The 24325-nt window shown below is 71.2% G+C and carries 19 protein-coding genes; 13 read left to right on the forward strand and 6 right to left on the reverse strand.

The features are described from left to right. Window positions 1-66 precede the first annotated feature (66 nt). Complete coding sequence (locus ACIGJO_RS28150; RefSeq protein WP_399962756.1) at window positions 67-1809, forward strand: pyruvate dehydrogenase; 1743 nt, start codon at window positions 67-69, stop codon at window positions 1807-1809. Window positions 1810-1964: 155 nt separating this feature from the next. Here the strand turns inward: ACIGJO_RS28150 and ACIGJO_RS28155 are convergent, their stop codons facing one another. Beyond that, window positions 1965-5078, reverse strand: coding sequence for an alpha-mannosidase (locus tag ACIGJO_RS28155; RefSeq protein WP_399962758.1), 3114 nt, complete (start codon window positions 5076-5078; stop codon window positions 1965-1967). 140 nt (window positions 5079-5218) lie between these two features. Here ACIGJO_RS28155 and ACIGJO_RS28160 point away from each other — a divergent pair, with 140 nt between their 5' ends. The 8 genes from ACIGJO_RS28160 (at window position 5219) to ACIGJO_RS28195 (ending at window position 14873) form a co-directional block, all read left to right on the forward strand. Further along, window positions 5219-6502 (forward strand): NAD(P)/FAD-dependent oxidoreductase, encoded by a 1284-nt coding sequence (locus ACIGJO_RS28160; protein ID WP_399962760.1) that lies wholly within the window; start codon window positions 5219-5221, stop codon window positions 6500-6502. Continuing rightward, window positions 6499-6840, forward strand: coding sequence for a (2Fe-2S)-binding protein (locus ACIGJO_RS28165; RefSeq protein WP_399962762.1), 342 nt, complete (start codon window positions 6499-6501; stop codon window positions 6838-6840). Before ACIGJO_RS28160 ends, ACIGJO_RS28165 begins: the two co-directional genes overlap by 4 nt. Beyond that, on the forward strand, window positions 6818-8332 hold the full coding sequence (locus tag ACIGJO_RS28170; protein ID WP_399962764.1) for an NAD(P)/FAD-dependent oxidoreductase: 1515 nt from the start codon (window positions 6818-6820) through the stop codon (window positions 8330-8332). The genes ACIGJO_RS28165 and ACIGJO_RS28170 overlap by 23 nt, the downstream gene beginning before the upstream one ends. Window positions 8333-8425: 93 nt before the next feature. Further along, window positions 8426-9343, forward strand: coding sequence for a dihydrodipicolinate synthase family protein (locus tag ACIGJO_RS28175; RefSeq protein WP_399962766.1), 918 nt, complete (start codon window positions 8426-8428; stop codon window positions 9341-9343). Between the two features lie 151 nt (window positions 9344-9494). Next, window positions 9495-10496, forward strand: a complete 1002-nt coding sequence (locus ACIGJO_RS28180; protein WP_399962768.1) for a proline racemase family protein — start codon at window positions 9495-9497, stop codon at window positions 10494-10496. A 108-nt stretch (window positions 10497-10604) separates the two neighbouring features. Next, window positions 10605-11363, forward strand: coding sequence for a GntR family transcriptional regulator (locus tag ACIGJO_RS28185; protein WP_399962770.1), 759 nt, complete (start codon window positions 10605-10607; stop codon window positions 11361-11363). Window positions 11364-11387: 24 nt separating this feature from the next. Then, window positions 11388-12149 (forward strand): GNAT family N-acetyltransferase, encoded by a 762-nt coding sequence (locus ACIGJO_RS28190; protein WP_399962772.1) that lies wholly within the window; start codon window positions 11388-11390, stop codon window positions 12147-12149. Between the two features lie 300 nt (window positions 12150-12449). Then, window positions 12450-14873 carry a collagenase gene (locus tag ACIGJO_RS28195; RefSeq protein ID WP_399962774.1) on the forward strand — a complete coding sequence of 808 codons (2424 nt, stop codon included), beginning with the start codon at window positions 12450-12452 and terminating at the stop codon, window positions 14871-14873. Window positions 14874-15065: 192 nt separating this feature from the next. Here ACIGJO_RS28195 and ACIGJO_RS28200 read toward each other — a convergent pair whose 3' ends face one another. Then, window positions 15066-15545, reverse strand: coding sequence for a ribonuclease domain-containing protein (locus ACIGJO_RS28200; protein ID WP_399962776.1), 480 nt, complete (start codon window positions 15543-15545; stop codon window positions 15066-15068). Window positions 15546-15927: 382 nt separating this feature from the next. Here ACIGJO_RS28200 and ACIGJO_RS28205 point away from each other — a divergent pair, with 382 nt between their 5' ends. Next, the gene (locus ACIGJO_RS28205) at window positions 15928-16290 is read left to right on the forward strand and encodes an ATP-binding protein (protein ID WP_399962824.1); all 363 of its coding nucleotides are present in this window, start codon (window positions 15928-15930) and stop codon (window positions 16288-16290) included. Between the two features lie 171 nt (window positions 16291-16461). On the opposite strand, the gene ACIGJO_RS28210 is transcribed toward ACIGJO_RS28205, so the two are convergent. Together ACIGJO_RS28210 and ACIGJO_RS28215 are read right to left on the reverse strand one after the other, a co-directional pair. Further along, a complete protein-coding gene (locus tag ACIGJO_RS28210; protein ID WP_399962778.1) occupies window positions 16462-17568 on the reverse strand; it encodes a DUF2637 domain-containing protein in 1107 nt (368 codons plus the stop codon). A gap of 193 nt (window positions 17569-17761) precedes the next feature. Further along, complete coding sequence (locus ACIGJO_RS28215) at window positions 17762-18610, reverse strand: (2Fe-2S)-binding protein (RefSeq protein ID WP_399962780.1); 849 nt, start codon at window positions 18608-18610, stop codon at window positions 17762-17764. A 145-nt stretch (window positions 18611-18755) separates the two neighbouring features. Here ACIGJO_RS28215 and ACIGJO_RS28220 point away from each other — a divergent pair, with 145 nt between their 5' ends. Beyond that, window positions 18756-19562, forward strand: coding sequence for a GntR family transcriptional regulator (locus ACIGJO_RS28220; protein ID WP_399962783.1), 807 nt, complete (start codon window positions 18756-18758; stop codon window positions 19560-19562). Window positions 19563-19715: 153 nt separating this feature from the next. On the opposite strand, the gene ACIGJO_RS28225 is transcribed toward ACIGJO_RS28220, so the two are convergent. Further along, window positions 19716-20498, reverse strand: a complete 783-nt coding sequence (locus ACIGJO_RS28225; protein ID WP_399962785.1) for a hypothetical protein — start codon at window positions 20496-20498, stop codon at window positions 19716-19718. A gap of 163 nt (window positions 20499-20661) precedes the next feature. Continuing rightward, a complete protein-coding gene (locus ACIGJO_RS28230) occupies window positions 20662-22428 on the reverse strand; it encodes a PucR family transcriptional regulator (RefSeq protein WP_399962788.1) in 1767 nt (588 codons plus the stop codon). A gap of 407 nt (window positions 22429-22835) precedes the next feature. On the opposite strand from ACIGJO_RS28230, the gene ACIGJO_RS28235 reads away from it, so the two are divergent. Together ACIGJO_RS28235 and ACIGJO_RS28240 are read left to right on the forward strand one after the other, a co-directional pair. After that, entirely contained in the window at window positions 22836-23726 is an 891-nt protein-coding gene (locus tag ACIGJO_RS28235) for an FAD binding domain-containing protein (protein WP_399962790.1), read from the forward strand. Window positions 23727-23728: 2 nt separating this feature from the next. Continuing rightward, on the forward strand, window positions 23729-24322 hold the full coding sequence (locus tag ACIGJO_RS28240; protein WP_399962792.1) for a (2Fe-2S)-binding protein: 594 nt from the start codon (window positions 23729-23731) through the stop codon (window positions 24320-24322). Window positions 24323-24325 lie beyond the last annotated feature (3 nt).

The following is a 24325-nucleotide window of genomic DNA, read 5'->3' on the forward strand; positions in this document are numbered from 1 at the left end:
GTTCCGTTCTCCGGAGTCCGGTAAGCCGAGCGTGCACGGAGCACACGGCAGAGAGGGTGCGCACCCATGGCCAAGCAGAACGTGTCGGAGCAGTTCGTCGACATCCTCGTCAGGGCGGGGGTCAAGCGCCTGTACGGGGTGGTCGGCGACAGCCTGAACCCGGTGGTCGACGCCATCCGGCGTAACGCGGCCATCGACTGGATCCAGGTCCGGCACGAGGAGACCGCGGCGTTCGCCGCCGGTGCCGAGGCGCAGATCACCGGCAGTCTGGCCGCCTGTGCCGGCTCGTGCGGCCCCGGCAATCTGCATCTCATCAACGGTCTCTACGACGCCCACCGCTCCATGGCCCCGGTGCTCGCCCTCGCCTCGCACATCCCCTCCAGCGAGATCGGACTCGGCTACTTCCAGGAGACCCATCCGGAGCTGCTCTTCCAGGAGTGCAGCCACTACAACGAGATGATCTCCAACCCGCAGCAGATGCCCCGGCTGCTCCAGACGGCCATTCAGCACGCGATCGGTCGCGGGGGCGTCAGCGTCGTCTCCATGCCGGGGGACATCGCGTCGCGGCCCGCCCCGGAGAAGTCGATCGAGCACGCCCTCGTCACCTCGCGGCCCTCGGTGCGGCCCGGGGACGAGGAGATCGACAAGCTCTGCCGGATGGTCGACGAGGCCAAACGGGTGACGCTGTTCTGCGGCAGTGGCACCGCGGGCGCGCATGCCGAGGTGATGGAGTTCGCGGAGCGGGTGAAGGCGCCGGTCGGGCACGCGCTGCGCGGCAAGGAGTGGATCCAGTACGACAACCCGTACGACGTCGGGATGAGCGGGCTGCTCGGCTACGGCGCCGCCTACGAGGCGACCAATGAGTGCGATCTGCTCATCCTGCTGGGCACCGACTTCCCGTACAACGCCTTCCTCCCGGACGATGTGAAGATCGTCCAGGTCGATGTGCGTCCCGAGCACCTGGGGCGGCGCTCCAAGCTCGATCTCGCGGTCTGGGGCGACGTGCGCGAGACGCTGCGCTGTCTGACGCCGCGGGTGAAGGCCAAGACCGACCGCAAATTCCTCGACCGGATGCTGAAGAAGCACGCCGACGCGCTGGAGGGCGTGGTCAAGGCGTACACCCGCAAGGTCGAGAAACACGTGCCGATCCACCCGGAGTACGTCGCCTCGGTGCTGGACGAACTCGCGGACGACGACGCGGTGTTCACCGTGGACACCGGGATGTGCAATGTATGGGCGGCCCGCTATCTCTCGCCCAACGGCAAGCGCCGGGTGATCGGTTCGTTCAGCCACGGCTCGATGGCCAACGCGTTGCCGCAGGCCATCGGCGCCCAGTTCGTCGACCGGAACCGGCAGGTCGTGTCGATGTCCGGTGATGGCGGATTCACCATGCTGATGGGCGACTTCCTCACGCTGGTCCAGTACGACCTGCCGGTGAAGGTGGTGCTGTTCAACAACTCCTCCCTGGGCATGGTGGAACTGGAGATGCTGGTGGCGGGCCTGCCGTCGTTCGGCACGACCAACAAGAACCCGGACTTCGCCGCCATCGCCCGCGCCGCCGGGGCGTACGGGGTACGGGTGGAGAAGCCCAAGCAGCTGGAGGGCGCCCTCAAGGACGCCTTCAAGCACAAGGGCCCCGCACTCGTCGACGTGGTCACCGATCCCCACGCCCTCTCCATTCCGCCGAAGATCAGCGCGGACATGGTGACCGGCTTCGCGCTGTCCGCCAGCAAGATCGTGCTCGACGGCGGAGTGGGCCGGATGCTGCAGATGGCCCGCTCCAACCTGCGCAACGTCCCCCGCCCCTGACACCTCTCCCGGGTGCCGGGGTGCCGGGGTGCCGGGGTGCCGGGGTGCCGGGGTGCCGGGGCGCCGGGGAGAAGGGGAGAAGGGACGAGGGGGCGAGGCGTGAGGGTCGGCGGCGAGGCGGGAGGCGGTCGGGCGGGTGATGTCGCGGTCCGGCGTTACGCCGGGGTCAGCCGCACGGTGAGGATCTGGAAGGGCCGCAGGGTCAGCACGATCCTGTTCCCGTCGGTGTCCGCCGGGTGCAGCGGCCGCTCCAGCAGATCGGTGATGTGGGCCCGGACGACGGAGAACCCGACCGTCAGCCGGGTCTCGGCCCGTCCGCCCGCCGACTCGTAGAGCCGCACGATCACATCGCCGCCACGGTCCTCGGCGAGCTTCACCGACTCCACCGTCACCGCCGGATGCCCGGTATCCACGAGTGACGGCAGGGCCGGTGCCATCGCCGTCCGGAGCGGCAGGTTGAGCGCGAGCCCCTCCCGTACGGCATCGGTGACCTCGGCGCCCGGGGCGAGCGCGTAGCGGAACCGGTGGATGCCGAGGTCGGTGTCCGGGTCCGGGCTGTGCGGGGCGCGCAGCAGCGTCAGCCGTACCGTCGTACCGAGCCCCGACGTGTGCGGGGTCCGGGTCACCTCGTGGCCGTACGTCGAGTCGTTGAGCAGCGCGACACCGTAGCCGGGCTCGGCGACCCGCAGCCAGCGGTGGGCGCAGATCTCGAAGCGGGCCGCGTCCCACCCCGTGTTGTCGTGCGTCGCCCGGTGGACATGGCCGAACTGGATCTCGGCCGTGGACCGTTCGGCGTGGACGTCCAGCGGGAAGGCCGCCTTGAGGACCTTCTCGGACTCCCGCCAGTCCACCTCCGTCCCGATGTCGAGCCGGCGGCTCCCGGCCGAGAGGCACAGCTCCTGCACGACCGTGGACCTCCCGAACGAGCGCACCACCCGGACCGTCGCCCGCAGCGGCCCCTCCTCGACCAGGGACACGGAGTCGGCGCCGGTCAGATCGGTGCGGGTACGACGGTAGTGCCGGTCGATGTCCCAGGCGTCCCAGTGATTGGGGTGGTCCGGGTGCAGCTGAAGAAGGTTGGCCCGCAGCCCCGGGGCCAGCACCTCCCGCCCCGCCGCCAGATCGCGTACCGAGGAGACCAGCCCGTCCCGGTCGACGGTGACCCGCAACAGCCCGTTGTCGAGCACGGTCCCGCCGTCCGGAGCTCCGGCCGCCGTGACCGGCCCGCCCGGAACGGCCGAGCCGTCCAGCGGCCCGGCGCCCAGGCCCGGTGCACGGACCGCCACCGCCACACGCCCCTCGCCCAGCTCCTGCACCCGGGCTCCGGAAGGCAGCGAACCAGCCGTCCCGGCGTCCAGTTCGAGCACCTGAACGCGGGCGTACGGCGAGGAGTTGAGCGCCACCGTCCCCGCCGGGGCGCCGAGCGAGGCCACCGCCCCGGCGACCAGGTCCGCCAGCTCCGCGCGCACCTCCTCATAGGTGTCACGGGCCTCGCGGTGCACCCAGGCGATCGACGAACCGGGCAGGATGTCATGGAACTGGTGCAGCAGCACGGTCTTCCACACGCGGTCCAGCGCTTCGTACGGGTAGCGGTAGCCGGGGGACCGCAGCGCGGCCGCCGTCGCCCACAACTCGGCCTCACGCAGCAGGTGTTCACTGCGGCGGTTGCCCTGCTTGGTCTTGGCCTGAGTGGTGTACGTGGCCCGGTGCAGCTCCAGATACAGCTCGCCCGACCAGACGGGCGCCTGCGACCCGTACTCCTCCTCGGCAGCCGCGAAGAACGCCGACGGCTTCTCGACCGAGACCCGGGGCGATCCCTCCAGGTCCCGCAGCCTGCGCGCCTTCTCCATCATCTCGCGGGTCGGCCCGCCCCCGCCGTCGCCCCATCCGAACGGCACCAGGGAGCGGGTGGCCCGCCCCTTCTCGGCGAAGTTCCGTTCGGCATGGGCGAGTTCACTCGCGTGGAACTGGGCGTTGTAGGTGTCGACCGGCGGGAAGTGGGTGAACACCCGGGTCCCGTCGATGCCCTCCCACCAGAAGGTGTGGTGCGGCATCTTGTTGTGCTGGTTCCACGAGAGCTTCTGGGTGAGGAACCACCGCACTCCGGCCAGCCGCGCCAGCTGCGGGAAGGCGGCCGTGTAACCGAAGGAGTCCGGCAGCCAGATCTCCTCCGTCTCCACGCCCAGCTCCTCCTCGAAGAAGCGCTTCCCGTGCACGAGTTGGCGGGCCAGGGCCTCTCCGCCCGGCATATTGGCGTCGGACTCCACCCACATCGAACCGACCGGCGCCCATTGCCCGTCCGCGACCGCCCGCTGGATCCGCTCCCAGATGTGCGGCTGGTGCTCCTTGACCCAGGCGTACTGCTGCGCCTGCGAACAGGCGAAGACCAGCTCCGGATAGTCCCGGGCGAGCGCGGTGACATTGGCGAAGGTCCGGGACGCCTTGCGCACCGTCTCGCGCAGCGGCCACAGCCAGGCCGAGTCGATGTGCGCGTGCCCGGTGGCGGAGACGCGGTGCGCGCTCGGCGACGCGGGGCGGGACAGCACCTCCGCCAGTTCCTCCCTGCCCGCCGCCGCCGTGCCCGCCACATCGTGCAGGTCGAGCGCGTCGAGCATCCGTTCCAGCGCGCGCAGGATCTCGTGGTGCCTGGAGCGGTCGGCGGGCAGTTCCCGCGTCAGCTCGGACAACACCTCGACGTCCAGGACGAGATGCCAGACCTCTTCGTCGAGCACGGCGAGGTCCGCCGAGGCGAAACGGTAGAGAGGGCTGTCCCCGGCCGTCAGGACGTCACCGAGCGGGGTCGGTTCGAAGCCGTGCTCCAGCACGGCGGGATTGGCCGCCGCCTCCAGGAGCAGGGCGACCGGTTCACCGCCCGCCGCCGCCCCGGCGACCGTGAGGTGGCGGTTGCGCGGGTGGATGCCCTTGAGGGGGACGCCCGAGGTGTCGTACAGCATGCCCTCCGCCTGGAAACCCGGCCCCTGGCCGGAGAACCCGGGATCGACGACCACTTCCACCCGGCGCCCCGCCCACGCGCCGGGCACCGTCCCTTCGAGCCGGAACCAGCTGGTGGACCAGGGTGTGCCCCACGCCGTTCCGGAGGTGAAGGGCTCGTACGTCGCGCCGAGGGCCTCGGCCACGGGCACGGGTTCGCCCGGCGCGTGCCAGACGGACAGCGACAGCGGGGTACGGGCCGCGTACTGGGCGGGCCGGATGAACTGGTGGAGCGCTCGTTCGAGGCGGCCCTCCACCAGGGAGCGGTCGTCATGCATCGGGTGCCTCCGGAATCTGTGCGCGTAAAACGTCACGCGATGACATGCCCGGTGAGGACTTCCGATAGCCCGTGAACCGCCGAAATCTCCCTGCCGCACGCTCTCTTGGCACCCATTGAGCAATGTGACATATTACTGCCGTGCTCACGAGACAGCCCCTGGATGTCGTCATCGTCGGCGCCGGCATCGTCGGTTCCGCCTGTGCCTACTACGCGGCGCGCTCCGGACTCTCCGTCGCGGTCGTCGACCGGGGACCGGTTGCCGGAGGTACCACCGGAGCCGGTGAGGGCAACCTCCTGGTCTCCGACAAGGTGCCCGGCCCGGAGCTGGATCTGGCACTCCTGTCGTCCGCGCTGTGGCGGGAACTGTCCGACCGCCTGCCGCCGGACATCGAGTACGAGACCAAGGGCGGACTGGTGGTGGCGGCCAGTGAGGAGTCCCTGGCACAGCTCACCGCGACAGTGCGCGACCAGCGGGCGGCCGGGGTCGAGGCGCACCCCGTCACCCCGCACGGGCTGACCGGGCTCGAACCGCACCTGGCACCCGGACTCGCCGGAGGATTCCACTACCCGCAGGACGCCCAGGTCCAGCCCGCTGTGGCGACAGCCCGCCTGATGCGTGCGGCGCGCGACGCGGGGGCGGCGCTGTACTCCGGCGAGGAGGTGACCGCCGTGCTCACCGGGCCGGGTGGCGCCGTACGGGGTGTCCGGACCGGCCGGCGCGAGCTGCACGCCCCCGCCGTGGTCAACGCCGCCGGAACCTGGGGCGGCGAACTGGCGGCCATGGCCGGCGTGCGGCTGCCGGTCCTGCCGCGACGCGGGTTCGTCCTGGTCACCGAGCCGCTGCCGCGGCTGATCCGGCACAAGGTGTACGCGGCGGAATACGTGGCGGACGTGTCCAGCGGGTCCGCCGCACTCCAGACGTCCGTCGTGGTCGAGGGCACCCCTTCCGGACCGGTACTGATCGGAGCCAGCAGGGAACGCGTCGGCTTCGACCGGTCGTTGTCCGTCCCGGTCCTGCGCCGTCTGGCCGCCCAGGCCGCCGCTCTCTTCCCCTTCCTGGCCGACGTCCGGGTACTGCGGGCCTACCACGGCTTCCGCCCCTACCTGCCCGACCATCTGCCCGCGATCGGCCACGATTCCCGCGCCCCCGGCCTCTACCACGCCTGCGGTCACGAGGGGGCGGGGATCGGTCTGGCCCCGGCCACCGGACAGCTCGTCGTGGCAGCGATCCGAGGGGAGGAACCCGCCGCGGAGGCGGGCCCGTTCAGCCCGGACCGGTTCGGGCAGCACGAACAGAACGAACAGCACCACCAGTTGGCGGAGAGCGGCCGACCGGCTGTGACCCGTCGGCCGGCCGGGTCCGGGCACGCGGAAGAACCCCGCCGCCGGAATCCACGGCAGAGTCGAACGGAGTCGCCGTGAAACGCCTTCCGCGGCACCCGGCCGCACGCACCCCGGCCGAACTGGTCGGAGCGGCACCCGACCTGGAATTCACCATCTCCATCGACGCCCGCCCGGTCCGCGCCCTGCCCGGACAGAGCATCGCCGCGGCGCTCTGGGGAGCGGGAATCATGAGCTGGCGCACGACCCGGGTGAACGGCAGCCCGCGCGGGGCCTTCTGCGGAATCGGATCGTGCTTCGACTGCCTCGCCACCGTCAACGGACGTCCCAACCAACGGGCTTGTCTGATCCCCGCCGCACCCGGCGACGAGATCACCACACAGGAGGGGGACGGTCATGCGAGCCGGCTCACCAGGTGAACCGCTGATACCGGCACCGGACCCCTCTCCCGACGGGACGTCCGGGCTGGCGGTGGTGGGCGCCGGGCCCGCCGGGATGGCGGCGGCGGTGACCGCGGCCGACCAGGGAATCGACGTGACCGTACTGGACGCGGCCGCACGCCCCGGCGGCCAGTTCTACCGCTCCCCGGAACCGGGGCTCGGGGCGACTCGGCCCGAGGCCCTGCACCACGACTGGCCGGTGTTCACCGCTCTTGCCGAGCGTTTCGGCCGGCACGTACTCGCCGGACGGATACGGCACCTCGCACGGCACCAGGTATGGGCCGTCGAACGGGCGGACGACGGCTGGCGGCTGCACGCGGTGACCGGGACCGAGGGAGACGTCCGGACGGAGGTCGACGCCCGCAGGCTGCTCATCGCCACCGGATCGCACGAGCGCCATCTGCCGTCGCCGGGCTGGACCACACCGGGCGTCGTCGGTGCCGCCGGAGCGCAGGCCATGCTCAAGTCCGGCCTGGTTCTGCCGGGCCGGCGGATCGTCGTCGCGGGCAGCGGCCCGCTGCTCCAGGCGGTCGCCGTCTCCCTGGTCCGGGCCGGGGCCGAGGTCCCGCTGCTCGTCGAGGCGGCGGGGTACGAGTCCTACGCGCGGGCCCCGGCAACCCTGGCGGTCAACCCGGGCAAGGCCGCGGAAGGCGCCCGGAACATGTTCCAGCTGCTGCGCCACGGGGTGCGTATCCGGACGCACAGCGCGGTGACGGCGGTGCACGGCCGTCACCGGGTGGAGGGTGTCACCGTCAGCCGTCTGGACCGGGACTGGCGGCCGGTGCCGGGCACGGAGCGCCGCCATCCCTGCGATGCCGTGGCCCTCGGCCATGGGCTGGAGCCGCGCACCGAACTGGCCGCGGCACTGGGCTGCGCCACCCGCGAACGAGCTGACGGCACACATGGGGTGGTCGTGGACGCGCAGCTGCGCACCACCGTGCCCGGGGTGTGGGCGGCGGGGGAGGCGGGCGGCATCGGAGGGGTCCAACTGGCCCTGGCCGAAGGCGAACTGGCCGCCCTCTCGGTGGCCCGTCAGGCCGGTCCGGAGAAGGTGTTCCGCGGTGGCGGTGGGGGCGGGGGCGGGGGCGGGCAGGGCAGGCGGGCGGTTGCGCTGCACCGGGCCCGGACCCGGATGCGCCGGTTCGCCGAGGTCATGGGCGCCGTCCACCGGCCACGTCCCGGCTGGCGGCAGTGGCTGTCCGGCGATACGGAGGTCTGCCGCTGCGAAGAGGTCTCCGCCGGGCGGATCCTGACGTCGGTCTCCGAACTGGGCGCCGGGGACGCCCGTACGGTCAAGCTCCTCACCCGGGCCGGTATGGGCTGGTGCCAGGGGCAGACCTGCGGATTCGCGGTACGGGAACTCGTCGGCCCGGCGGCCGGCGGGGCGGGGCCCGGAAGGCGGCCCCTGGCCTGCCCGGTCCTCCTGTCCGCGCTGGCGGGCGATCCGCACAAGCCCGGGACGGGGGACTGAGGCCACACCCCCTGCCGCACCCACACCCGGCCCTGCCTCACACCCGGACCGCGGCCACCAGTGACATGTCATATCTCTTCCCAAGGAGTCCCGATGCAGACGAACGACACGCACACCCCTCTCCGGTCCCGTCCGTGGCACGGGATCATGGTGGCGACGCCGCTGCCCCTGAGGGAGGACCGGTCCGTCGACTTCGACGCGTACGGCGAACATGTCAGCCGCCTCATCGCGGCGGGCTGCGACGGTGTGGTGCCCAACGGCTCACTGGGGGAGTACCAGACGCTCACCGACGACGAGCGCGGCCGCATGGTCCGGGTGGCCGTGGAGGCCGCTGGCGACGGCGCCCGGGTCATGCCCGGGGTCTCCGCCTACGGAAGCGACGCGTCACGGCGCTGGGCCGAACAGGCCGCGGACGCCGACGCCGGATCCGTTCTGCTCCTTCCCCCCAACGGATACCGCTGCGACGACAGCGCGATCCGCGCCCACTACGCCGCGGTCGCCGAAGCCGGCCTGCCGGTCGTGGCGTACAACAACCCGTACGACACCAAGGTGGATCTCTCACCCGCACTGCTGGCCCGCCTCCACCAGGAGGGCAGCATCGTCGCGGTGAAGGAGTTCAGCGGTGATGTACGCCGTGCGTACGAGATCGCGGAACTGGCCCCCGGTCTCGATGTCCTCGTGGGCGCTGACGACGTCCTGCTCGAACTGGCCCTGGCGGGAGCTGTCGGCTGGATCGCGGGCTGTCCCAACATGCTGCCCGCGAGCTGTGTCACGTTGTACCGAGCCGCCGTCGCCGGAGACATGGAGACCGCGCTGCCACTCTACCGACGGTTGCATCCCTTGCTGCGCTGGGACTCCAAGCCGGAGTTCGTCCAGGCGATCAAGGCGTCGATGGATCTCGTCGGGTGGCACGGCGGCCCCACCAGGCCGCCCCGGTTCCCGCTGCCCGAAGCCTCGGTCGCCGCCGTCCGGGCGGCGACCGAGAAGGCCCTCGCCGAGGGAATGAACTGACCGTCCGGCCCTCCGGACCGCTACAGCCACGTACGGCGCCAGGGACGGCTGCGTACGGGTACGCGCACCTGCCCCGTACCCGTACGCGCACCGGCGCCCGTGCCCGTGCCCGTCACCGCCCCGCGCCCGCGGGGCCGTCCAAGGGGGAACCTTGCGTACACGCCGTATCTTCCACGCCGTCGACTCGCACACCGAAGGGATGCCCACCCGTGTGATCACCGGCGGGGTCGGCACCGTTCCCGGCGCCACGATGGCGGAGCGGCGACGGTACTTCCTGGAGCACCAGGACGACCTGCGTACGCTGCTGATGTACGAGCCCCGAGGCCATGCGGCCATGAGCGGCGCGATCCTCCAGCCCCCCACCCGGCCGGACGCGGACTACGGCGTTCTCTACATCGAGGTCTCCGGCGCCCTGCCCATGTGCGGTCACGGCACCATCGGCGTGGCCACCGTCCTCGTCGAGACCGGCATGGTGGCCGTCACCGAACCGCTCACCGTCGTCAGGCTGGACACCCCCGCCGGTCCGGTCAGCGTCGACGTCCGGGTCGAGGACGGTGCGGCGACCTCGGCGACCTTCACCAACGTGCCCGCCTTCAGCGCGGGTCTCGACCTCAAGGTCGACGTCCCCGGCCACGGCACCGTGTGCTACGACCTGGCCTTCGGCGGCAACTTCTACGCCATATTGCCGTTGGCCGACCTCGGGCTCCCCTTCGACCGCGCACGCAAGAACGACATCCTGGCGGCCGGGCTCGCCGTGATGGACGCGATCAACGCCACCGACCCGCCGGTCCACCCGGCCGACCCCGATATCCGCGGCCTCAAGCACGTCCAGCTTCTCGCCCCGGGGTCCGATGCCGCGCACTCCCGGCACGCGATGGCCATTCACCCCGGCTGGTTCGACCGTTCGCCCTGCGGGACCGGAACCTCCGCGCGCATGGCCCAGTTGCACGCCAGGGGTGAACTGCCCCTGAACACCGACTTCGTCAACGAGTCGTTCATCGGTACCTCGTTCACGGGAAGGCTCGTGGAGGAGACCAGTGTCTCCGGTACCCCGGCCGTCGTTCCCACGGTGACCGGCCGGGCCTGGATCACCGGTACGGCGCAGTTCTTCCTGGACCCGACAGATCCGTTCCCCGCGGGATTCCTGCTGTGAGCAGCCCGGGGCGGGGCGCGGGGCGGTTCCGGGGGGACGGCTGAAGGGGGACGGAGGCGTAACGTGACATTGTATCCTGAGGCCCCGCTCGGTGCTGGAGGAATACACATGACCCGCCTCTCATCCCTCAACACCATCTCGGCCCAGGAGCATCTGCGGGACCGGGTGGCCCACGCGTTGAGGGCGGCGCTCATCGCCGGTGATCTGCGCCCGGGGATGATCTACTCCGCACCCGCGCTCGCCTCGGAGTTCGGGGTCTCCGCGACCCCGGTCCGTGAGGCCATGCTCGACCTGGCCCGCGAAGGCCTGGTCGAAGCCGTACGCAACAAGGGTTTCCGGATCACGGAGTTGACCGAGCAGGACCTCGACGACTTCACCGAACTCCGGGCGATGATCGAGGTTCCCACCGTCGGCCGGATCGCCCGGCTCGGGAAGACCCGGCAGCTGGAGGCCCTGCGGCCGCTGGCGCTGGCGATCGTCGACGCCGCGCGCGAACACGACATCCTCGGCTATCTGGAGGCCGACCGGCGCTTCCATCTGGAGCTGCTCGCCCTGGCCGGCAACCGTCGGCTGGTCGAGGAGGTCGGGGACCTCCGCAAGCGCTCACGTCTCTTCGGCCTCAACAGGCTTGCGGAGACAGGTCAGTTGATCACGTCCGCCGAGGAGCACATTCAACTGCTCGATCTGATCGTCGCGGGAGACGCGAAGCGCGCCGAGACCTGCATGCTCGCTCACATGTCACATGTCCGGTCCCTGTGGGCCGATGGCGGAGAGGTGAACGAGGGCGAGGGCGCCGAACGCATCACGCACCGCAGGGTGGGGCAGGGGCAGGGGCAGGGGCAGGGGCAGGGGCTGCCGGGCGCCTGACGCCTGACGCCCTAGGCTCCTGCCATGCCGAACCCGGAACTGCAGCCGATCATTTCCTTCCTGTCGGCCTTCGCCCGCCGCCAGGCCGCGCGGGTCGTCGACCTTCCCGGCGGGTTCGCCGCGTATGACGACACCTACGCGCACTCCCGCGCGAACAACCAGGTGGTCATCGACGCGGCCGTCGAAGCCGAGTCCCTGCCCGCCCTCGCGGACGAGGCACTCGGTCATCTGCCGCACCGGCTGATCTCGGTCCTCGACGACGGTGTCGCGCAGACCTGCGCGGAGCCGCTGATCCGGGCCGGTTACGCCCATTCCGTCTATCTGATCATGGTGCACACGGGCCCGGTGCCGACCGGTGGAAGCGCGGAGACGGTCGGCCTCGACGCGCTGCGTGTCCCTCTCGCCCGGCGGTGGCAGGGCTTTCTGCCGGACGTCGACGACGAGGTCGTACGCCACCTCGTCGACCGGCGTCGGGCTCGCCACCGAGGGGCCGACACGGTCCACTTCATCGGAGCCCGCGCCCAGGAGGGCGAGGTCGCCTCATGGGCCGACCTCTATTTGGACCCGGCAACCGGCATGGCCCAGATCGAGGACCTGGTCACCGCGTCCGCCCACCTCGGCCGCGGCCACGGTGACGCGGTCCTCGCCACCGCCCTGCGCCTGGCGGCCGATGCGGGCTGCGCCACCCGCTTCCTGACCGCCGATGCGATGGACTGGCCCCGGCACTGGTACGAGCGCCGAGGGTTCTCCGCGATCGGCCGCTCCCACTGCTTCGAACGGGGCTGAGCGCGGGCCGGCGGCGGCGTCAGCTCCACGGAGCCGCCGCTGCCCGAGCGGCCCCATCCCTGCCCTCCGTCATCGAGCGGGCCGATTCACCTGCCACGCGGCTGGGTTGAGGGGAAATGAATGTGGGGTCAACGGCTTCCGAAAGACATGTGACATGTGCCATTGTACTGACCGCAGGGACGCGGAGTCGTGCTCATGCCATGCGGTACGGCCGTCAACTCCGCTGCTTCCCCACCCTGCTCAACCCTCCACAGGCCGCGCGTTCCCCGGTGCGGCCACCACTCCGCTGGGAGGCGGCACGTGAAGAACCGAACGGTTCGCCAGAGAGACACCGGGAGATCCACCCGGTCACCAGCCCGGATATCCGCCGGGATTTCCGCCGCGGTACTGGCGGCCTGCCTGGGCGTCGGGCTGCTCGCAGCCCCGGCCCAGTCCGCCCAGCCGAAGGCCGCGCTCGCGGCCGGCGCGCTGTCCGAGGCGCCCGCGCCGGGCACGGGGGCCGCCGGCGCCCCGGAGCCGGGCGGTCCCACCGCGCGGTCGTCGGCGCCGACCGCCGAGGACCCGGAGCATGTCGGCACCGCGCCCCTCAAGCCCGCGGACCGGGCGCCCCAGTCCGCGGACAAGGACGCGCTCAGGCGGGACTACGACGACTCCGCGGCCGCCGCACCGAGCCGCCGCGCCCCCTCGATGTCCGACAAGGCGCGCCTCGCGGCCAAGTCGCGCGGTCTCACCACCGCCGCGGCGTGCAATGTCAGCGACTTCGCCGGCCGCACCGGTGACGCGCTCGTCCAGCAGGTGATCTCGTCGACCACCGACTGCGTCAACACCCTGTTCACCATCAAGGGCCAGGACGGCTACAACGTCTTCCGCGAGGCGCAGATGGTCACCATCGCCGACGCCATGCGCGCGCGTACGGCGGCCTACCCCGGCGACAGCAGCACCGGAATGCCGCAGCTGGTCCTCTTCCTCAGGGCCGGCTACTACGTGCAGTACTACGACCCGTCGACGGTCGGCAGCTACGGCCCCGCGCTCCGCTCCGCCATCCAGGGAGCCCTGGACGGATTCTTCGCCTCCTCGCACTCCTCGGACGTGACCGACGCCAACGGTGAGACCCTCTCCGAAGCGGTCATCCTCATCGACAGCGCCGTGGAGAACGCCCGTTATCTGAGTGTCGTCAAGCGGCTGCTCGCGGGATACGACTCCTCATACAACAGTTCCTGGTACATGCTCAAAGCGGTCAACGCTGTGTACACCGTGACATTCCGCGGTCACCAGGTGCCCGAGTTCATCTCGGCGGTGGAGGCCGACCCCAGCCTGATCGACGCGCTGCACGACTTCGCGGCGAACCACCTGGATCTGCTGGGCACCGAGCGGTCCTACCTGGCCTCCAACGCCGGCCGGGAACTCGGCCGCTTCCTCAAGGAGCCGTCACTGCGCGGCAAGGCGAGCCCCCTGGCCGTCTCTCTGCTCAAGAAGAGCTCCATCACCGGACCCACCGCCGCGCTCTGGATCGGTGTGGCCGAGATGGCGGACTATTACGACCGGGCCAACTGCTCCACATACGACACCTGTGACCTCTCCGCCCGCCTCAAGGCCGCCGTCCTGCCCGTCAAGCACACGTGCAGCGACAGCATCAACATCCTGGCCCAGGACATCTCGACCGCCGACCTGGAGGCGAGCTGCACCAGCCTGCGCAACCAGGACGCCTACTTCCACAACATCGCACGGGACAACGGGCCGGTCGCCGATGACCGTAACAACAAGATCGAGGTCGTAGTCTTCGACTCCAGCGCCGATTACCAGACCTACGCCGGCGCGATCTACGGCATCGACACGAACAACGGCGGGATGTACCTGGAGGGCGACCCGTCCGTCGAGGGCAACCAGCCCCGGTTCATCGCCTACGAAGCGGAGTGGGTCAGGCCGGAGTTCCAGATCTGGAACCTCAACCACGAGTACACGCACTACCTCGACGGCCGGTTCAACATGCACGGCGACTTCGAGGACGGCCTCACGACCCCGACCATCTGGTGGGTCGAGGGCTTCGCGGAGTACGTCTCCTACTCGTACCGCAATGTCACCTATGACGCCGCGATCAGCCAGGCCGGCAAGGGCACTTACACCCTGCGCTCGCTCTTCGACACCACCTACGAGAACGCCGACCAGACCCGTATCTACAACTGGGGTTACCTGGCGGTCCGCTACATGCTCCAGTCGCATCGCGGCGACGTCGACCAGCTGCTGGGCCTCTACCGCAGCGGTGACTGGGAAAGTGCCCGCACTCTGCTCACCTCGACCATCGGTAGCCGGTACGACGCGGACTGGAGTTCCTGGCTGACGGCGTGTGCCGCCGGCAAGTGCGGCACTGTCACCAACCCGCCGGTGGACCTGGGACCCGAGTGCACGGAGAGCGATGTCAGGAAGCTGGCGAAGAACTGCAAGCGCAGCAATCTGTCGGCCACCGAGGGCAACTACTCCTACCACTACATCGACATTCCTTCGGGCACGACAGAGCTGAAGATCACGATGACGGGCGGCAACGGTGAAGCCGATCTCTACTACAACGCCGGCTCATGGGCGATGACCGGCGACTACACCAGCCGTGCCACCGGGGACGGGAACGAGCACACCCTGACCGTCCAGAACCCCAGCGCCGGAAGGCACTTCATCAGTCTCTACTCGGTCAAGGGATTCGACGGAGCCACCGTCGCGACGCGGTTCTGACCGTTCCCTGATCAGCGCACGAAGAGCGTACGGGGGGCGTACGTGGCACGGGGGAGTGCACGGCGCGTACGTACGGCGGGGCGGCGGCTGCGGAAGCGGCCGCCGTTCCGCCGTGTTTCCGGCCGGGCCGGTCCGGCGATCCGCGCCGCAGATGGGGGAGCGACGGCGCGGACCGGACCGGTGGGCGCGGGATCAGCAGTCGTGGTCGACCAGGTCGAACGACGCGTAGTGGTCGGCGGTGTAGTAGTCCTCCTGGACTTCCTCACCCGTCACGATCCGCCGGGCGCCACGGTTGGGCGAGCCGGGGGTGATGACCGTGTACTCGTGGTAATACCCGGTGCTCCGGTCCGGCAGGATGCCTTCCCGGTTCTGGAAGACGGTGCCGTCCTGGTCGTACGGGAACGGGCCGCCCGCATCGATGAGATCGAGGGTGTCGTGCGCCTGGGAGGGCAGGTCCGAGTAGCAGACGCTCCCGACCGGGGCGGCGGCGAAGGGCGCGGAGGCGGCGTACGGGTGGGTGACGTACGAGGCGGTGAGGTGGGGGGAGGCGGAGAGCGTTGTCGTGGGGGCGGGGGGTGCGGCGGTGTCCGCCGAAGCCGGACCCGAGGCGAAGAGGACGGACAGGAGGGCGGCGGTGCCGCCGAGCATGGTGATCCGTGGGGGGATTCGCATGCCCACCATGATGACGCGCGTAGATCCTCCCGCGTCAACACCAACTCGTGTGAATTCTGCGGAAGTTAACCGCAGGTGTGCCTGGATAACGGTCACGTTTCCCGGCGGTGGACGTGGTGAGGAGGCGCCGTGACCGCGCTCACCGGCGTGGCCTCGTGCGGTCTTCGATTCCTTGTTGATGAATCGACAAGCGTGACAACGCGCGGGCGGGGCATGCATCCCGTGAAGCTGTTCGAGGAATTGCCGGAGCAGGGGAGGTCGGTTCACAGTGCGCGCGGGGGAAATGACGAAGCGGCAGGGAAGAACCACGGATGCCGCGGATCGAGAGCCGGATGGCCGGCGGGCCGGGGCGGGGAATCCGTCCGACCGAATGCGCCGCAGAATCGGCCATACGGACAGATCCGCCGTGGGGGAGGTGCGCCGGGAATTGAGGGAATTCCTCGGGCGGCACGCCGAGGCCGAGCGGATCGACGAGGCGGAACTGCTCACGAGCGAACTGGTCACCAACGCGCTCATCCACACCCGTCATGGAGCGGTGGTGACGGCCACCGCACGACGCGGGAGAATCCGGGTGGAAGTCAGGGACTTCATGTCGGACCTGCCCGCGCCGTACGTACCGAACGCCGACGACGGTACGCACGGCAGGGGTCTCATCCTGGTGCGGAGCCTCGCCGACGCCTGGGGTGTGGAGAACCAGATGCTGGGCAAGGTGGTGTGGTTCGAGCTGAGAGGCGGGCGGCCCTGACCGGGCGCCTCGCCCTTCCGTGAGCGAGCGGGACCCGACATCCGCGCCCGCAGGCACATGGGCGGGCATACGCACGGAACACGTCGATGCGTGAATCCGCACGTCTGCACGCCCACGTGCCCGACATCCTTCTCTCACCCACTCATTTCACTTGTTCACCCACTCATGTACTCAGCCGAACTGCTGCTCCAGGTCCTTGAGTTTCTGCTCCAGCGAGTCGAGCCGGGGCAGGGCCTGGGTGTCGTCCTCGGCGGTGAGGTCGACGGTCCGGGAGTCATTCCCCGGGGGCGGTGCGGCGGGATCCTTCGAGTTCGAGCCGCTCGCGGTCCGTTTCGGGCCGTGTACGGCTTGCAGGGATGGCCGGGGTCGCAGAGGCAGCTGACCCGGCTCTGTTATGGCGGGCTCCGCGACGGACTGCGAGGAGCCCGAAGCGGGTGCGAGGGCCGGGAGGTCCGCCGCCTGGACGCTCTCGCGTCCACCGCGCCCCCAGGCCCGGTTCTGCCGGTTCAGCGCCTTGATGCGGGCCCGGTCCAGCTTCTCCTGGTCCCGGCGGCGGAGCCGGTCCTGTTCCTTCTCCCGCCGGTCCTCCCGTACCTCGTCGACGGCCTCGTCCAGCGTGCGTACGCCTTCGAGGAGCATCAGCGACCAGGCGCCGAAGGTCTCCCGGGGCGCCCGCAGCCACCGTACGATCCGGATCTGCGGCAACGGCCGGGGCACCAGGCCCTGTTCGCGCAGGGCAGCCCGGCGGGTCTGCTTCAGCGCGCGGTCGAAGAGCACGGCCGCCGAGAGGGACATCCCCGCGAAGAAGTGCGGGGCCCCCGCGTGGTCCATGCCGCGCGGCGCGTGCACCCAGTTGAACCAGGCGGCGGCGCCGGCGAACGTCCACACCAGCAGCCGGGAGCCGAGGGCCGCGTCGCCGTGGCTGGCCTCGCGGACCGCCAGCACCGAACAGAACATCGCGGCGCCGTCGAGGCCGAACGGGACGAGGTATTCCCAGCCCCCGGTGAGGTTGAGGTTCTGCCGGCCGAAGCCGACGAGCCCGTGGAAGGACAGGGCTGCGGCGACCGCCGCGCAGCAGAAGAGCAGGACGTACGAGGCGGTCGCGTAAAGCGCCTCCTTGCGCCTCCGGCGTTCCTCGCTGCGTTCCCAGTTGTCGTCGGCCGCGGCCTTTCCAGCGGCGCGCTTTCCGCGCGCGACCACCGTCACCGCCGCCATGACACCCACGAGCAGCACGGCGCCCGGAAGCAGCCAGTCAAGCGATATGTCGGTCAGTCTCATGCGCGGTCCCTTGCGTCACGTAGGGCGTTTCGGGCGCCATCGTGACGGAAATCCCACTCCGGTCAGGGGGTTTCGGGACAAGAGCACGCCATTGGGGTGACACAGCCTGCTTATGGACGGAATCTGATCGAATTCTCTGACGAAGAAGACCAGTTGCGTTCGAATTGCGTCATCCGGACGGGCGGTGTGGGGATCAGGAGGCGGGAGCGAGCTTCCGTACCCGCTCGGCGTCGCAGGTGCGCGGGCAGGTGACGCAGGTGTCCTCGGGGCGCACGGTGTAGAAGAGGCAGCAGCTGGCGCGGTCGCGGGTCGGCAGCGATTCGCCGTTCGGTCCCGTCAGCTCCCGGAATCCGGCGTTGCCGACGTACGGCTTGGTGGTGCCCGGCAGCAGGAGTTCGAGCTCGGCCATCGCACGGCGCTCCTCGCCGAGCAGATGGGCGATGTACCAGAGGCCCTCGACGATCTCGTCCGTCGCCATGCCCCACAGTGCCCGCTTCCCGCGCCGCATCCGGGGCCCGAACCCTTCCAGCACCGGGCCGATGTGCTCGGCCACGGCGTCCAGTACCTCGGCCCGCAGCGCCGCCTCGTCCGGGACCACCCGGGCGCCGGGCAGCGCGGCCGCCGGGTCGTCCGGCAGGCAGGCGAACTCCCTCACCTTGACGGTGAAGTGACCGAGTGCCCGCTGGAAGGCGACATCCTCGACGGGGATCCGCGGTACCCGGCGGTGCAGGAACCACGGCACCGTGACCAGCAGACAGGCGGGCCAGGAGTAGCGGTGGAGCCCGAAACTGGCCACCACGTCGGGGCGGGCCTGCTGCCCGTAGTCCCGCAGCACCTGGGCGTTGTCCCAGGCGAGGAACGTGTCCAGCGCGGCGCCGCCGCGGGCCAGCTCGGCAGCGCCCACCCATCCGGCTCCCGAAGGCGCCGCCACGCCCTCCGCGAGCAGCTCGGCGCGCAGTCCCGGGAACACCTCGGTCAGGCGTGCGTACGCGGCCGTCACGGGGGACGCCGCGGTGCTGGAGAGCAGAGTGGAGACGGTCATGCCGGACCACCGAATCACGATCGTTTACAGGTAAGCCTTACCTTACCCGAATGCGTCGATGTTTGAACTGCGGCGTCGTCCGCCTATCGTGCACAGGGGGCATGGCATACGCGAGCCGGGCCCGCGGCTGGCCGAGGAGGTCCGGGTGGAGCAGGGCAGAGCGCGCGAGGACGTACGGCCGCCGTGCACGCCCGCCGCGTACGAGGGCGCCCCCCAGGTCGTCCGGGTGCCCGAACAGGCGCGTGGCGAGCACACCCACAGCGAGCCGCCCGCCCCCCTGACCGTGCCGGCTCCCGCCCGTCCGGCCGCCGCCCCGCCCGCGGCGCGGGCCGTGCAGAGGCACTCCGTGCGCGGCCAGATCCTGGACGCCCTGCGCGCCGCCCTCGTCGACGGCGAGCTGGTACCGGGACAGGTCTACTCGGCGCCCGCGCTCGGCGCCCGTTTCGGTGTCTCCGCGACCCCGGTGCGCGAGGCGATGCAGCAGCTGGCGATCGAGGGGGCCGTCGAGGTCGTACCGAACCGCGGGTTCCGGGTCAGCGAACGGGGGCCGCGCGAGCTGGCGGAGCTGGCCGAGGTACGCGCCCTGATCGAGGTCCCGGTGATGCTCCGTCTGGCCCGCACCGTCCCGGCGGGCCGCTGGAGCGCGCTGCGCCCGCTGGCGGAGGCGACGGTCACTGCGGCGGCGGTCGGCGACCGGGCGAGCTACGCCGAGACCGACCGGGCCTTCCACCGCGCGGTCCTCGCGCTCTCCGGCAACGAGCAGCTGGTCGCCGTCGCTGACGATCTGCACCGGCGTTCCCAGTGGCCGCTGGTGAGCCACCCCGCCACCCGCCGGGCCGAACTGCTCGCCGACGCCGCCGAACACACTGCCCTGCTGGACGCCCTCATCGCCCAGGACCTCACCGTCGTGCAGTCCCTCGTGCGGGAGCACTTCGCCGGTGCGGGCGGCTGAGTCCGGTGGGCGGCACGTCCCCGCCCACCGGATCGGACCAACGCCGGGTCACGCCGCGCCGGGTCACCCCCGCACCGGTCACGCAAGCCCGGGTCACCCTGCGCCGGGTCACACCGCACCGGGTCGCCCCGTGCCGCGCCGCCGCACGGTGGCTCAGTTCGCCTCGGCCGTCTCCGGTGCCGGGGGCTCCAGCCGCGGTGCCAGCCAGGTCGGTACGCCGCCGAGCAGCCGGAAGAGCCGGCCCGCCTCGGCGCGCAGCCGCGCCGCCTCCGGCTCCGGTTCGGCGTCCGCGAGGGAGATGAGCGCCGGGGCCGTACCCACCAGATAGCCCAGCTCCTCCCTTATCCGCAGGGACTCCGCGAAGCCGTGCCGGGCCTCGGCCAGCTCACCCTCGCGCAGCGCGAGCGAGGCGAGGTGCCGCCAGGTGAACGAGAGCAGCAGTTCGTCGCCCTGGGCCGTGGCACCGGCGTGCGCCCTGCGGTACGCCGCCCGCGCGGACTGCGGGGAGTCGGCGATGTTCTGGGCGATCAGCCCGCGGCGGAAGTCCAGCAGCGGGCGTCCCGGAGCCGAGGGCGCCAGCAGGGCTGCGGCCCTGCTCAGCGCCACACTGGCCTCGTCCGCCCGGTCGCGGGTCCCGAGAAGCGTCGAGGCATAGGCGAGATAGCCGCGTTCGCAGGCGGCCGCTCCGCGCTCCGTGTCGCTCCGGGCCAGTGCCTCGGCGGTGCGCAGCGCGTCCTCCGCGTCGGTCCAGCCCTTGCCGGTGTAGAGACATCGCTCGGTCAGCGGTGAGGTCCGCTGGAGAGCGGCGGCCGGGTCGGCCACCGCGTGTGGTTCGAGCAGCGCGGCCGCATCCGTCCAGCAGGCGCGTGACCGCAGCCGCCATACCGCTGTCTGGAGCGGCGGATCGTCATCTGCTGTCGTTCCGGAACCAGACATGGCGGTATGCGCCACATTGCCCTCCCCGAGCGCGCCATTGAGCTGTTGAGTCTGGGCGCATCTCAGCACGGATTGGCACGCCGGGCCAAGGGGTCCGGCCGATGTCAGGTGAAATAATTCACAATCGGCCGGGCCCCGTTGGGGGTGCGGGAGGCCCGGGAGATCAGCTCATACGCAGGGCCAGGAAGAAATCGAGCTTGTCCTCCAGGCGGGAAAGATCACGCCCCGTCAACTGCTCGATGCGTCCGACGCGGTAGCGCAGCGTGTTGACGTGCAGGTGCAGCCGGGCCGCGCAACGCGTCCAGGAACCGTCGCAGTCCAGGAACGCCTCCAGCGTCTCGATCAGCTCGGCGCGGTGGCGCCGGTCGTATTCGCGGAGCGGGTCCAGCAGCCGGGCGGTGAAGGCCCGGCGCACGTCGTCGGGCACGAACGGCAACAGCAGTACGTGCGAGGCGAGTTCGTGGTGCCCGGCCGCGCAGACCCGGCCGGGCCGGGCCGCCGCGACCCGACGGGCGTGCCGGGCCTCCTCCAGGGCGCCGCGCAGACCCTCGGCGGAGTGCACCGCCGCACTGACACCCAGTGTCAGCCGGCCGTCGTCGGCGAGCCCGGCGGAGAGCGGATCGCGGACGGCGGCCAGCAGCACGTCGGCGTGCAGTGCCGGGCCGTCCCCTTCCGGCGCCTCCCCGGCCCCGTCCCCCTCCCCGTCGGCGCCGCCGGACGCGTCAGGGCCGGACGTGTCCGGAGCGGCCGGGGCCGCCGAGGACAGCGGTACGAGGGCGATGGCCTCGTCGCCCGTGTGGGCGACCGCGATCCGGTCGGCGGTGTCCGGCCCGCTGACCGCCGGGTCCACCAGGATCTCCTCCAGCAGCGCCTGGGCGACGGGGCCGCCCGCGATGTCCGGAGCGGAACCGGAGGCGGCCGGTGCGCCCTCGGCGGTCCAGTCGACCCGCGCCACCACGACCTGCCAGTGCGGGGCGGTCCCCAGGCCCGGCAGCAGGACCGGCGCGGCGACCCGCAGCCTGGCCGCGATCTCGGCCGGGGGCGCACCCGCCTGGACCAGTTCCAGAACCTCCTGGGCGAGCCTGCGGCGTACCGTACGGGCGGCGTCGCGCCGGTCGCGCTCGACGGCGATCAGCTGGGTGACGCCCTGGAGCAGATCGAGCCGGGCGGCCGGCCAGTCGGCCGCGTCGGCCTCGACGGCCAGCAGCCAGTCGGAGAGCACCGACTCGCGCACATCGCGGGACGCCGGCAGGGCACCCCGGCCGGTGTTCCGGATCGGGAACAGCGAATACGTCCTGCCGTCCAGCGTGGCGCGGTGCGGCCCCCGGCGTCCGGTGCGGGTCGCGGCCAGGTGCCGTCCGGCCAGCTCGGCCCCGGCCCGCGCGGGCAGCGGCTCGCCCGCCCCCGCGATCTGCCGGCCGGTGGGGGAGAGCACCCAGGCGCGGAGGTCCAGGTCCGAGGTGAGCAGGTCCAGGACCACCTCGGGCCCGCCGCCCGCCGGGCCCGAGGTCATCAGCCTGCGGTGCCGGTCGACGACCGCGGCGAGGTCCCCGGCCCGCTCGCCGGAGACCTGGCGCACCACATGCTCGGTGATCGTTGCAAATGCCACGGTCTCGTTCACGGCGAAGAGTGGGAGACGGTGGTGCCGGCACGCCTCGACCAGATCCTCGGGGATGTCGCCGAGCTCCGCCTCGCCCGCCGCGAGTCCGGCGACCTGGGCCCCCGCCAGGATCCGGACGAACGGTTCCGAGTCCGAGGCGTCACGGCGCCAGGCCAGACCGGTGAGGACCAGCTCGCCGCCGGAGAGGTAGCGGCTGGGGTCGCGGAGATCGGTGGTCATGACGCCCCGGACCGCGCGGTCCAGTTCGTCCTCGCCGCCGAGCAGCCGCAGGCCCAGCGCCTCGGTGTTCAGCAGTGCGCGCAGCCGCATCTCGTTGCCGCCGTTCTTTCGGTAGGTGGGACGAATCGGTTCTTCGGGGGGACGGACCGGTCGGAGGACGGATCTGTTCCCCGGGGGACGTATCGGTTCTTCGAGGGGGGACGGGCCGGGGGCGGATCGGGGGCCTTATCGGGGGACCGACCGGTTGGCGGGAGAGGCGAAGGGATAGCGGGGGTACCTGTGTGTTGCGGTGAGGTTACTGATTCCCACCATTCGTTCGAATCTACAAGACGAGGAAGGAGACCAGCCAACTCCTTCAGTGTTTCGGTGACTGCACCGGCCGGAGCGGAGGCTTGTGTACTGGGTCACACCACGTGAACAGCACCTGAACGAGCCAGTCGAGGGCCGGCCGTCCCCAGCCCCGGCGAACGATCCGATTGAGAAGAAGAGAGCCACTCATGGATTTCCTTCGCCCCGCCAGCTGGGAGGAGGCGCTCGCCGCCAAGGCCGAGCACCCTACGGCCGTGCCCATCGCGGGCGGTACCGATGTGATGGTCGAGATCAACTTCGACCACCGGCGGCCCGAGTACCTCATGGACCTGAACCGCATCGGTGAGCTGTCCGAGTGGGAGACGGGCCGGGAGAACGTACGGCTCGGCGCCTCCGTCCCGTACAGCGCCGTCATGGAGCACCTCCGGGCCGAGCTGCCCGGACTCGCGCTCGCCTCGCACACCGTCGCCTCCCCGCAGATCCGCAACCGCGGCGGCGTCGGCGGCAACCTGGGCACCGCGTCGCCCGCCGGTGACGCACACCCGGCCCTGCTCGCGGCGGGAGCCGAGGTGGAGGCCGCGTCCGTGCGGGGGACCCGGATGATCCCCATCGACGCCTTCTACACCGGTGTCAAGCGCAACGCACTGGCACCGGACGAGCTGATCCGGGCGGTGCACATCAAGAAGGCCGACGGGCCGCAGCAGTTCTCCAAGGTCGGCACCCGCAACGCGATGGTCATCGCCGTCTGCGCCTTCGGCCTCGCGCTGCACCCCGCGACCCGCACCGTCCGCACCGGCATCGGCTCCGCCGCCCCGACCCCGGTCCGGGCCAGGGAGGCCGAGGAGTTCCTGAACGCCGCGCTGGAGGAGGGCGGCTTCTGGGAGAGCGGAAAGATCATCACCCCGTCCGTCGCCAAGCAGTTCGCCGCGCTCGCCGCCGGTGCCTGCAACCCGATCGACGACGTACGCGGCACCGCGAAGTACCGAAGGCACGCGGTCGGCGTCATGGCCCGCCGCACGCTCGGCTGGACCTGGGAGCAGTACCGGGGCGAGGGCCGCACGCTTGAAGGAGCTGCATAACCATGCGAGTGAATTTCACGGTCAACGGCCGTCAGCAGGAAGCCGACGACGTCTGGGAGGGCGAGTCGCTCCTCTACGTCCTGCGCGAGCGCATGGGCCTTCCGGGTTCGAAGAACGCCTGCGAACAGGGTGAGTGCGGCTCCTGCACGGTCCGGCTGGACGGTGTGCCGGTCTGCTCCTGTCTCGTCGCCGCCGGCCAGGTGGAGGGCCGCGAGGTCGTCACCGTCGAGGGCCTGGCGGACTACGCCAGGCACCGCGAGGACGCCCATCCCGGCAGCGGCTGCGCCTCCGGGCCCTGCGGTACGACGCTCGACGCCGCCCGGCGATGGCAGGCGCGGCCCGCCGACGCGCAGAGCGGCGAGGCCACCGAGCTGTCCCCGGTCCAGCAGGCGTTCATCGACGCCGGAGCGGTCCAGTGCGGCTTCTGCACCCCGGGCCTGCTGGTCGCCGCCGACGAACTGCTGGAGAAGCACCCCTCCCCGTCCGACCAGGACATCCGTGAGGCGCTCTCCGGGAACCTGTGCCGCTGCACCGGTTACGAGAAGATCCTCGACGCGGTCCGCCTCGCGGCCGCCCGTCAGGAAGAGGCGGTTTGACAG

It is taken from the genome of Streptomyces sp. NPDC079020 (genome assembly GCF_044542225.1).
Lineage (GTDB): Bacteria > Actinomycetota > Actinomycetes > Streptomycetales > Streptomycetaceae > Streptomyces.

What these genes read in the sequence shown, in the direction of transcription:
- ACIGJO_RS28150 (WP_399962756.1), top strand. Translation starts at nt 67, where the DNA reads ATGGCCAAGCAGAACGTGTCGGAGCAGTTCGTCGACATCCTCGTCAGG.
- ACIGJO_RS28155 (WP_399962758.1), bottom strand. Translation starts at nt 5,078, where the DNA reads ATGCATGACGACCGCTCCCTGGTGGAGGGCCGCCTCGAACGAGCGCTC.
- ACIGJO_RS28170 (WP_399962764.1), top strand. Translation starts at nt 6,818, where the DNA reads ATGCGAGCCGGCTCACCAGGTGAACCGCTGATACCGGCACCGGACCCC.
- ACIGJO_RS28175 (WP_399962766.1), top strand. Translation starts at nt 8,426, where the DNA reads ATGCAGACGAACGACACGCACACCCCTCTCCGGTCCCGTCCGTGGCAC.
- ACIGJO_RS28185 (WP_399962770.1), top strand. Translation starts at nt 10,605, where the DNA reads ATGACCCGCCTCTCATCCCTCAACACCATCTCGGCCCAGGAGCATCTG.
- ACIGJO_RS28190 (WP_399962772.1), top strand. Translation starts at nt 11,388, where the DNA reads ATGCCGAACCCGGAACTGCAGCCGATCATTTCCTTCCTGTCGGCCTTC.
- ACIGJO_RS28200 (WP_399962776.1), bottom strand. Translation starts at nt 15,545, where the DNA reads ATGCGAATCCCCCCACGGATCACCATGCTCGGCGGCACCGCCGCCCTC.
- ACIGJO_RS28210 (WP_399962778.1), bottom strand. Translation starts at nt 17,568, where the DNA reads ATGAGACTGACCGACATATCGCTTGACTGGCTGCTTCCGGGCGCCGTG.
- ACIGJO_RS28215 (WP_399962780.1), bottom strand. Translation starts at nt 18,610, where the DNA reads ATGACCGTCTCCACTCTGCTCTCCAGCACCGCGGCGTCCCCCGTGACG.
- ACIGJO_RS28225 (WP_399962785.1), bottom strand. Translation starts at nt 20,498, where the DNA reads ATGTCTGGTTCCGGAACGACAGCAGATGACGATCCGCCGCTCCAGACA.
- ACIGJO_RS28230 (WP_399962788.1), bottom strand. Translation starts at nt 22,428, where the DNA reads ATGCGGCTGCGCGCACTGCTGAACACCGAGGCGCTGGGCCTGCGGCTG.
- ACIGJO_RS28235 (WP_399962790.1), top strand. Translation starts at nt 22,836, where the DNA reads ATGGATTTCCTTCGCCCCGCCAGCTGGGAGGAGGCGCTCGCCGCCAAG.
- ACIGJO_RS28240 (WP_399962792.1), top strand. Translation starts at nt 23,729, where the DNA reads ATGCGAGTGAATTTCACGGTCAACGGCCGTCAGCAGGAAGCCGACGAC.